A 10,468-nucleotide genomic window follows, 5' to 3' on the forward strand; every position below is an offset into this window, starting at 1 on the left:
ACCCACCGCATCACGACCCGCCACCAGCAGATCCCAAAACGCCCCCGGACCACCCTCCGCACCCGGAAAACGGCACGACATGCCGACAACGGCAATGGCCATGGACTCGTTCATTCGGTTCAGCCTCGATCCGTGTTCATGAGCGAGTCCACGTAGCTCGCTATCGCTTCGAAAGTCGGGTGGTCGTAGACGACCGTGGCGGGCAGGTCGACGCCGGTCGCCTCGACGACCTTGTTGCGCAGGTCGACCGCCATCAGGGAGGTGAAGCCCAGTTCCAGCAGCGGCGTCTCGACGCTGATCTCGCCGGGCGAGTCGAGGCCCATCACCTCGGCCGCGACCTCCAGTACGGCGGCCAGGATCAGTGCGGGGCGCTCCGCCGGCGGGGCCGCGGCCAGGGTGGCCGCGGTGGTCGGTGCCGCCGTCTCCTCGTCGGCCGCCTCGTCGGCGGCCTGGTACGTGCGGGTCACCGCCCGGGCGACGGCGACCGGCGCCACCTGGTCGAGCCAGTAGCGGCGGCGCTGGAAGGCGTACGGGGGAAGGGTGACGGTACGGGCGTCCAGGCCGGCCGTCGCGGCCTGCCAGTGCACCCCCCGGCCGCCGACGTGCAGACGGGCCAGGGCGGTCAGGAAGGCGGCGGGCTCGTCCTGGTCGCGGCGGGCCAGGGCGATCGCGCCGGCGCGGGCACCGTCCGGGGTGTCCGCGAGGGTCTCGGTGATCATCGGGGTGAGGACGCTGTCCGGGCCGGCCTCCAGGAAGGTGGCGACGCCCAGCGCTGCCAGCCGGCGGATGCCGGAGGCGAAGCGGACGGGCCGGCGGACGTGGCCGACCCAGTACTCCGGGGTGAGGAGTTCGGCTCCGGCGGTGTCGCCGGTGAGGTTGGAGACGACCGGGATGCGCGGCGGGTGGTAGGTGAGCTGCTTGGCGACCGTCTCGAACTCGGCGAGCATCCCGTCCATGTGCGGGGAGTGGAAGGCGTGGCTGACCTTGAGCTGCTTGGTGCGGCGGCCCTGCGCGGTGAAGGCGGCGCCGATCTCCGCCACGGCTCCGGGGTCGCCGGAGATCACCACGGAGGTGGGGCCGTTCTCGGCTGCGAGGGAGACCTCGTGCTCGCGGCCCGCGAGCTGTGCTTCCGCCTCGGCCGCGGTCGCCTCGACGGCGAGCATGGCGCCCCCGCCGGGCAGGGCCTGCATGAGGCGGCCGCGGGCGGCGACGAGGGCCGCCGCGTCGGGCAGGGACCAGACGCCGGCGACGTGGGCGGCGGCGAGTTCGCCGACGGAGTGGCCGGCGACGAAGTCGGGGGTGACGCCGAAGTGTTCGAGGAGGCGGTACAGGGCCACCTCGACGGCGAAGATGCCCGCCTGGGTGTAGGCGGTCTGGTGGATCAGGTCGCCGTGGACCGCCGGGTCCTCGCCGAAGAGCACCGCGCGCAGGGGGACGTCGAGGTGCCGGTCGAGCTCGGCGCAGACGGCGTCGAAGGCCCGGGCGAACTCGGGGAAGCGGGCGTACAGTTCGCCGCCCATCCCGGGGCGCTGGGAGCCCTGCCCGGAGAACACGACGGCCAGCGGTGCCTTGGCGGCCGGGTCGGGGGCGCCCTTGGTGACGCCGGGGGCTCCGGCGCCGCGGGCGAGCTTTTCCAGGCCCTGCATGAGCTGGGCGGGGTCGGTGCCGACGACCACGGCCCGGTGGGCGAAGGGGGTGCGGCCGGTGGCCAGGGTGTGGGCCACGTCGGGCGCGGCGGCGGGGGTGCGGGTCAGGTGGGCGGCGAGCCGGGCGGCCTGGTCGCGCAGGGCCTTGGGGGTGCGGGCGGCGAGGGGCCAGGCGACGGCGGTGCCGCGCGCGGCGTGGCGTACGTCCTCCTGCGGGGCCTCTTCGACGATGACGTGGGCGTTGGTGCCGCTGATGCCGAAGGAGGAGACGCCTGCGCGGCGCGGGCGGGCCGGGTTGCGCAGCCAGGAGACGGGTTCCTGGAGCAGGGCGACGCTGCCGGAGCTCCAGTCGATGTGGGGGGTGGGGTTCTCGGCGTGCAGGGTGCGCGGGAGGAGCTGGTTGCGCAGGGCCATGACGGTCTTGATGACGCCGCCGACGCCGGCGGCGGCCTGGCTGTGGCCGATGTTCGACTTGAGGGAGCCGAGGCGCAGCGGGCGGCCGGGTTCGCGGCCCTGTCCGTAGGCGGCCTGGATGGCCCGGCCCTCGACGGGGTCGCCGAGGGTGGTGGCGGTGCCGTGGGCCTCGACGGCGTCGATGTCGCCGGGGGTGAGGCGGGCGTCGGCCAGTGCCTCGTGGATGACGCGTTCCTGTGCGGGGCCGTTGGGGGCGGTCAGGCCGTTGCTGGCGCCGTCCTGATTGACGGCGCTGCCGCGGATGACGGCGAGGACGGGGTGTCCGGCGCGCTGGGCGTCGGAGAGGCGTTCCAGGTAGAGGACGCCGACGCCTTCGGCCCAGCCGGTGCCGTCGGCTTCGGCGGCGAAGGAGCGGCAGCGGCCGTCGGGGCTGAGGCCGCGCTGGCGGGCGAACTCGGTGAAGACGGTCGGGGTGGCCATGACGGTGACGCCGCCCGCGAGGGCGGAGCTGCATTCGCCGCGGCGCAGCGACTGTACGGCGAGGTGCAGGGAGACCAGGGAGGAGGAGCAGGCCGTGTCGACGGTGAGGGCGGGTCCGTGCAGGCCGAGGGTGTAGGCGATGCGGCCGGAGGCGACGCTGGCGGCGCTGCCGCTGCCGATGTAGCCCTCGAAGCCCTCGGGGGCGGGGTTGAGACGTGCGCCGTAGTCGTTGTACATGACGCCGACGAAGACGCCGGTGCGGCTGCCGCGCAGGGTGCGGGGGTCGATGCCGGCGCGTTCGACGGCCGCCCAGGCGTGTTCCAGCAGGAGCCGCTGCTGGGGGTCGACGGTGAGGGCTTCCTTGGGGGTGATCCCGAAGAGTCCGGCGTCGAAGGAGGCTGCTTCGGGCAGGAAGCCGCCGCTCTGGGTGTAGCAGGTGCCGGGGGTCTCGGGGTCGGGGTCGTAGAGCCCTTCGAGGTCCCAGCCGCGGTCGGCGGGGAAGTCCCCGACGGCGTCGGTGCCGTCGGCGACGAGGTCCCACAGGTCCTCGGGGCCGGCGACGCCTCCGGGGTAGGCGCAGGCCATGCCGACGACGGCGATGGGCTCGTGGCGGCTGTCCTCCAGGTCCCGGAGTTGCCGGCGGGCCTCGCGCAGGTCGATCGTCATCCGCTTGAGGTAGTCGAGCAGCCTGGCTTCTTCGCCGGTCGCGGTCGTCGCGGTGGTCATTTCTCCCCCTTCCCCTGTGGGTGGTGCGTCACTGGTCGTGCGTCTTGCGGATGCGTGCGGCGAGCCGGGCGGGTGTCGGGTCGGCGTACAGGTCGGCCATGGCGAGGGTGGTGCCGGTGGTTTCCTCGACCCGCTGGACGAGCTGGGCGCCGAGCAGCGAGTGGCCGCCGTGCGCGAAGAAGTTGGCGTCGGCGTCGACGTCGGTGCGTTCCAGGAGCTGCTGCCACAGGGCGACGAGCGCGGCGATGAGCTCGTCCCCTTCGTACGAGGTGCTGTTCGTGCCCCCGGTGCGTTCGGCGCGGCGCTGTCCGGCGAGGCGCCTCAGGGCCAGGTAGTCGGTCTTCTGGCTGACGGTGGTGGGGAAGGTGTCGATGGCGAGGAACTCCTGGGGGACGGCGGCTCCGGGGAGGGCGGCCCTGGCGTGCTCCCACAGCAGGTCGGCGAGGGCGTTGGGGGCGGTGTCCCCGGCGGGCTCGACGAAGGCGACGAGCAGCGGCCCGCCGGGTGCCTCGTCGTCGACGACGACGGCCACGCCGTGCACCTGCGGGTGCTCGAGGAGTACGGCTTCCACTTCGCCGAGCTCGATGCGGTTGCCGCGCAGTTTGACCTGGCGGTCGACGCGGCCGTGCAGTTCGAGGCGGCCGTCGGGGAGCCAGCAGGCGAGGTCGCCGGTGCGGTAGAAGCGGCCGTACTCGGGGTGGGTGGCGAAGCGTTCGGCGGTCAGTTCGGGGCGGCCGTGGTAGCCGAGGGCGACTCCGGTGCCGGCGATGCACAGTTCGCCGCGGACGCCGACGGGCAGTTCGCGGCCGGCGCCGTCGGTGATGAAGGCGCGGGTGTTGTTCATGGGGCGGCCGATGTCGATGGCGGTGGCGCCTTCGGGGACGGTGCCGCAGGTGGAGTAGATGGTGGTCTCGGAGGGGGCGTAGGCGTTGCGCAGGGTGCAGCCGGCGGCGGTGATGCGGCGGGCGAGGGCGGGCGGCATGGGTTCGCCGCCGGTGACTCCGCGGCGGCCGGCGAGCCGGTGTCCGGCCTTGTCGACGATGAGGCGCCAGGTGGTGGGGGTGGCCTGGATGATGCCGGCGTCGTGGCGTTCGAGGACGTCGAGGAGGGCCTGGCCGTCGCTGCGGGCGGCGTCGGGGGCGACGGCGATGCGGCCGCCGGTGACGAGGGGCAGGAAGAGTTCCAGGGCGGAGATGTCGAAGGTGAAGGTGGTCAGCCACAGGGTCACGTCGTCGGCTCCGGCGGCCAGTTCGCCGCGGAAGTGGTCGATGACGTTGGCGGCGCCGCGGTGGGTGATGACCGTGCCCTTGGGCTTGCCGGTGGAGCCGGAGGTGTAGATGAGGAAGGCCGTGTCGCCGGCGTCGGGGAAGGCGACGGGCTCCTCGTCGGTCCGCTCCGCGTCCTGTGGGTCGCCTACAGGGGCGACGGCCGCCATCGGCTCGACGCGTACGTCGGGTCCGGCGGCCACGTCGATGCCGGGCGCGGCGAGCACGACCCCGGCTCCGGAGTCCTCCAGCAGGTAGGCGGTGCGCTGGGCCGGGTGGTCGGGGTCCAGGGCGAGGTAGGCGGTGCCCGCCAGCCAGGCTCCGAGGACGGCGGCGGCGAGCTGCGGGCCGCGGCGGGCGGCGAGGGCGACGGTGTCGCCGGGGCGGGCCCCGGCGGCGCGCAGCAGGTCCCGGTCGGCGAGGGCGGTGTCCCACAGCTGCCGGTAGGTCGTGGTGTGGTCGCCGTCCTCGACGGCGACGGCGTCGGGGGTCGCGGCGACGGTGGCGGCGACGGCCTCGAGCAGGGTGGCGGGGGTGACCTCGGTCGCGGTGGCGTTGGCGGCGTCGATGACGGCGCGGTCCCGGGGGCCGGTGAGCGGCAGTTCGCCGAGGGGGCGGTCGGGGTCCTGGCCGAGGGCGACGAGGAGGGCGTCGTACCGCTCGAGCAGGAACTCGGTGTCGGAGCGGGAGAGGATCTCGGTGTAGAAGACGCCGCGGACGCGGATCTCCTCGGGCGAGGAGAGGAAGAAGAACTCGAGGTCGAACTTGCTGTAGCCGTTCTCGACGAGGAGCCGGCGGGCGGGGTTCCCGTCGATCTCGAAGGTGGTGGGCCCGGCGTTGGGCACGTAGTTGAACAGGTGCCGGAAGACGGTGTTGCGCCAGGTCGCGCCGGTGTGCTCGATCTCGGGGAGCAGTACGTCCACGGGCACGTCGGCGTGGGTGATGGCGCCGAAGAAGGCTTCGCGGGACTGGGCGGCGAGTTCGCGGAAGCCGGCGTCCAGGTCGACGCGGGCGCGCAGCGGGAGGGTGTTGACGTGGTAGCCGACGGCTCCGGCGGCGTCGGCGGGGCGGACGTTGGCGGGTGAGCCGACCACCAGGTCGGGTCCGGCTCCGTGCCGGGCGAGCAGCAGGTAGTAGGCGGCGAGGAGGACGACGGCCTCGGGGGCGCGCACTTCCTGCTGGAGCCGGCGGACGGCCTCGCGGGCCCCGTCGGACAGGGTGTGCAGCACGGAGTCGCCGGTCAGCGTGGGGTCGGGCCGGTCCTCGGTGCCGCAGTCGAGGCCGAGCGCGGACGGGTCGAAGCCCTGCAGGTGCTCGCGCCAGTAGGCCAGGCTCTCGTCGGTGTAGGCGGCGGTGCGGAGGGCCGGCTGCGGGGCGGCGAGCTCCTCGGGGACGTCGAGGCCGGCGGCGACGGCCTCGTAGATGCGGACGAACTCGTCGAGCAGGATCGCGGCGGAGACGGTGTCGAAGACGATGTGGTGGACGACCAGGCAGAAGACGTCCCCGTCGGGGCCCTGGAGGTGGCCGGCGCGCAGCAGCGGCTGCCCGTCGAAGGTGAAGGGCCGGGCGACGAGCGCGTCCACGGCCGCTGCGGCGCCGCCGGCGGCGACCTCCATGGTGCTGACGGTGGCGGTGAACCGGTCGGCGGGGACGGTCTGCCGGACGAGTCCGCCGTCGGTGCCGTGGAAGACCGTGCGCAGCACCTCGTGCCGGTGCAGCAGCGCGTCCAGGGTCTGCTGGAGCTCCCACTCCCCCAGCGGCTCCTCCGTGGTGAAGACGACGGAGAGGTTGTTGACGGCGCCGGAGGGGACGAGCTTCTCCAGCAGCCACAGCGCCTGCTCCTTGCGGCTGGCCGCGGTGAGTACGGCGGGGGCCGGACCGTTCCCTGGGGTGGGGGCAGAGGTGAGCATTCCGGATTCCTGTCTGTGACCTGGGAGAGGGAGTACGGCCGGCCGCGCGGGGGTCAGGAGGCGAGCAGGAGCTCGGTGACGGCCTTGGCGACGACGGGGCTGCTGAGCAGTTCCACGTGCGGGGTGTCGAAGCGGAGCTCGTCGGCGACGAGAGCGGCCTCGTGGCCCGGGTTGAGCATGCGGAACCCGTTGAGTCCGCTGGTCGCGGTGGCGGAGGTGATGGCGGTCGAGCGCAGCCAGGCGGCGGCCGGTTCGATCTGCTCGGCGGTCGAGAGGTAGGTGAGGAACGCGCCCGCGGTCTCGGTCATCTCGGCGCGGCGGCGCTCGTCGAGGCCGAGCTTGTCGCAGGCCGACTGGGCGATGGCGTGGTAGAGCAGCAGGAGCCGGCGGGCGAGGTCGCCGAGGCTCGGGCAGGTCTCCTGGGCGCGCTGGGCGGCGTCCTGGACGCGGCCGACCTCGGCGGCGCCGACGGCGGCCTCCATCTGGCCGACGGCCTTGTGGAACTGCCAGTACATGCTGGCGGCCGCGGCCCGCTCCGGGTCGAAGAGGATGGTCTGCGGGAAGGAGCCCTGCCACTTCTCGACCTCCTCCGCGATGGCGGCCGCGTAGACGCTGCCGGCGCAGAAGGCGAGGACGGCCTTGACCCGCTTGCCGCTGGTGCGGACCTCGTCGACCCACTGCTTGACGTAGGCGTCGGCGGGCAGGTCGGGGCGGGAGGCGACGGCCTGCGGGAGGGTCTCCCAGACGGTGAACCCGGAGCCGAGGAGCGGGACGAAGTCGCTGAAGCGGGCCTCGCCGCGGCCGGTCGCGTCGAAGTCGACGGCGAGGACGACCTCGTCGCCGGTGCCGGTGCTGAGCTCTTTCCAGGTGCTGAGGCTGCTCATGGGGTTCCGTTCTGTCGTGAAGTCGTGAAGTCGTGAAAGAGGGGTGTTCGGTCGGCGGAGGAGCGGGCCACGGTGAGGGCCTAGAGCCCGCCGAACTCCTGGTCGATGAGGTCGAGGAGCTCGCTCGCGGAGGCGGACTCGACGTCGGCGGAGGCGTCCTGGGCGGCTCCCGCCGCCCGGCCCGCCCATTCGGCGAGCAGCTCCTCCATCCGGGCCGCGACGGTGCGGCGCAGGTCCTCCCCGGCGGCGTCGGCCGCCAGGCCCGCGAGTGCGGTCTCCAGCCGGTCGAGGTCGGCGAGCACCGGCGGCCGCACGGCGGCCGGTTCGGCCAGCTTGTGGACGTACTCGGTGAGCTCGCGGGGGCTCGGGTGGTCGAAGACGAGGGTGGCGGGCAGTGCGAGGCCGGTGGCCGCGCCGAGGCGGTTGCGCAGTTCGACGGCGGTCAGCGAGTCGAAGCCGAGGGTCTTGAAGGACAGGTCGTCCTCGATCCGGCTGGTGTCGGGGTGGCCGAGCACGACCGCGACGGTCGTACGGACCAGCTCCCCGACGATCGCCTCCTGTTCGGGCCGGGCGAGGCCGGCCAGCCGGTCGGTGAGCCGCACCTCGGCCGTGGCCTGCGCGCCGGCGGTGCGGCGGGCGGGCGTCCGGACCAGGCCGCGGAGCCTGCCCGGCAGGGTCCGCGCCTCGGCCTGGGCGCGCAGCGCCGCCGCGTCGAAGCGGGCCGCCACCTGCACCGGGCCCGGGTCGGCAAGCGCCGCGTCGAACAGGGCGAGTCCCTCGGCTGCGGACAGCGGCAGCAGTCCGCCCCGTCCGGCCCGGGCCAGGGCCGTGCCGTCGAGACGGGTGGCCAGGCCGGTGCCCGAGCCCCCGGTCTCGCCCCACAGGCCCCACACGAGGGAGGCCGCGGGCAGCCCCTGGGCGTGGCGCTGTTCGGCGAGGGCGTCGAGGTAGGTGTTGGCGGCCGCGTAGTTGGCCTGGCCCGCGTTGCCCGCCTGGCCCGCCAGCGAGGAGAAGAGGACGAACGCGTCCAGCTCCAGGCCGGCGGTCAGCTCGTGCAGGTGGCGCGCGGCGTCGGCCTTGGGCTGCCACACGGCAGCGAAGCGCTCGCGGGTCAGTCCCGGCACGATGCCGTCGTCGAGCACGCCCGCCGCGTGGATCACGGCGGTGAGCGGCCGGTCGGCGGGGACGCCGGCCAGCAGGGCGGAGAGCGCCTCGCGGTCGGCGGTGTCGCAGGCGGCGAGGGTGACGGTGGCGCCGAGCGCTTCGAGTTCGGCCCGGAGTCCGGCGGCGCCGGGCGCGTCGGGGCCGCGGCGGCCGGTCAGCAGCAGGTGCCGCACCCCGTACGCGGTGACGAGGTGGCGGGCGACGAGGCCGCCCAGGGCGCCGGTCGCGCCGGTGATCAGGACGGTTCCCTCGGCGCCGAACCGGGTGGCCCGGCCGACTCCGGCGGCGTGGTCCGGGGCTCCCGCGACGATCCGGGGGCGGGTCGCCGTACCGCGCCGCAGGAGCAGTTCCGGTTCCCCGGCGGTGAGGGCGGCGGACAGCGTCGCCGGGGCGGTGTCGGCGTCGACGTCGAGCAGGACGACGCGGCCGGGGTTCTCGGACTCGACCACCCGCAGCAGACCCCACATGGCCGCGGCCGTCGGGTCCCCGCCGTCGAGGGCGCCGGAGGTGAGGAGGACCAGCGTGCTCGCGCCGAGGCCGTCCTCGGCGAGCCAGTGCTGGACGAGCTCCAGCATCCGGTACACCGCGGCGCCCGGCTCCTCGCCGGCCGGCGGGGCCGTCAGCACGTACCGGGGCGCGGTACCGCCTCCGGCGACGGCCGCCGCGAGGACCTGTACGTCCTCGTACGACTCGTGGGCGGTGCCGAACGCGCCCCGCAGCCCCGCCGGGTCGGCGCCGAGCCATACGGCCCGGCCCGCGGCGTCCACGGCGGCGGGCAGCTCGACGGGCTCCCAGCGGACGTGGTGCAGCGGCAGCCGGTCGGTGCGCAGCGCGGCGAGCGCGGACGGGTCGGTGGCCCGCACGGTGAGCGTGTCGACCCCGCCGAGGGGAGATCCGGCGGCGTCGGCGAAGAGCAGCCGGACGGTGTCCTCCCCGGTGCGGGCCAGCGTCACCCGCAGCGCGGAGGGCGCGGTGGCGGGCGCCGTGAGCCCGGTCCAGGAGTACGGGACGCGCAGCCGCAGGCCGTCGTCACCGGCCTCGGCCAGGGCGGCCACGACCAGCGGGTGCAGGGCCGAGTCCAGCAGCGCCGGGTGCAGGACGTGCCCGGCGGTGGCGGTGCCGGGGGCGAGTTCGACCTCGGCGTACAGGGTCCCCGTCCCGGTCCCACCGTCGTGCCAGAGGGCGGTCAGGCCCTGGAAGGCGGGCCCGTACTCGTACCCCTGGTCCGCGAGCCGCCCGTACGCGTCGGCGAGGTCCACCGGGGTGGCGGCCGCCGGGGGCCAGTCGGAGCCGGCGGGGGCCGGGCGGGCGGGCTCCTCGGCGACGAGGAGGCCCTGGGCGTGCAGGGTCCACTCGGAGGCGTCGGCGGCCTCGGGGCGGGCGTGGACGGAGAGTTCGCGACGGCCGGAGGAATCGGGCCCCTGGGCGGTGAGCTGGATCTGGACGGCGCCGGTCGCCGGGAGGGAGAGCGGGGCGTGCAGCACCAGGTCGTCGACGGCGCCGGCTCCGAGCCGCTGCGCGGCGAACAGCGCGAGGTCGGCGAAGGCGGCACCGGGCAGCAGGACCGTTCCGGCGACCGTGTGGTCGGCGAGCCACGGGTGCGTGGACAGGGACAGCCGGCCGGTGAAGAGCACCGTCTCCGACCCGGCGACGGCCACGGTCGCACCGAGGAGCGGGTGCTCGGCGGTGGCGAGGCCTGCGGTGGAGACATCGCCCGTGGTGGGGGCCGACTCCAGCCAGTAGCGGGTGCGCTGGAAGGCGTAGGTGGGCAGGTCGACGGGCTTGTCCGAAGCGGGCAGGGCGGTCGCCCAGTCGACGTCGACGCCGTGGGCCCAGGCCTGCCCGAGGGAGAGCAGGAACCGCTCCAGCCCGCCCTCGTCCCGCCGCAGCGACGGCACCGCCATCGCCGTCATGGCGTCGGCGGCCTCGAAGGTCTCCTGAAGCCCGATGGTCAGCACCGGATGCGCACTGGCCTCGAT

Annotated in this window: 5 protein-coding genes; all 5 read right to left on the bottom strand. The window is 74.8% G+C overall.

Annotated features, from left to right (window positions below; genetic code table 11):
• Nucleotides 1–114: beta-ketoacyl synthase N-terminal-like domain-containing protein (locus ACIGFK_RS42180; protein WP_400056119.1), on the bottom strand; the 114-nt coding region annotated here is incomplete at its 3' end.
• A 5-nt stretch (nt 115–119) separates the two neighbouring features.
• Nucleotides 120–3,266 (bottom strand): type I polyketide synthase, encoded by a 3,147-nt coding sequence (locus tag ACIGFK_RS42185; protein ID WP_376660404.1) that lies wholly within the window; start codon nt 3,264–3,266, stop codon nt 120–122.
• Between the two features lie 28 nt (nt 3,267–3,294).
• Nucleotides 3,295–6,441 (bottom strand): amino acid adenylation domain-containing protein, encoded by a 3,147-nt coding sequence (locus tag ACIGFK_RS42190; protein WP_386473558.1) that lies wholly within the window; start codon nt 6,439–6,441, stop codon nt 3,295–3,297.
• A gap of 53 nt (nt 6,442–6,494) precedes the next feature.
• Entirely contained in the window at nt 6,495–7,325 is an 831-nt protein-coding gene (locus ACIGFK_RS42195) for a hypothetical protein (RefSeq protein ID WP_376660402.1), read from the bottom strand.
• Nucleotides 7,326–7,405: 80 nt separating this feature from the next.
• Nucleotides 7,406–10,468, bottom strand: a 3,063-nt coding sequence (locus ACIGFK_RS42200) for an SDR family NAD(P)-dependent oxidoreductase (RefSeq protein ID WP_400056117.1), incomplete at its 5' end; no start/stop codon positions are given.

This window comes from Streptomyces sp. NPDC085524 (assembly GCF_044541755.1).
Taxonomy (GTDB): Bacteria; Actinomycetota; Actinomycetes; order Streptomycetales; family Streptomycetaceae; genus Streptomyces.

Coding starts and splice junctions, on each gene's coding strand:
- ACIGFK_RS42190 (WP_386473558.1), bottom strand. CDS start 6,441: ATGCTCACCTCTGCCCCCACCCCAGGGAACGGTCCGGCCCCCGCCGTA.
- ACIGFK_RS42185 (WP_376660404.1), bottom strand. CDS start 3,266: ATGACCACCGCGACGACCGCGACCGGCGAAGAAGCCAGGCTGCTCGAC.
- ACIGFK_RS42195 (WP_376660402.1), bottom strand. CDS start 7,325: ATGAGCAGCCTCAGCACCTGGAAAGAGCTCAGCACCGGCACCGGCGAC.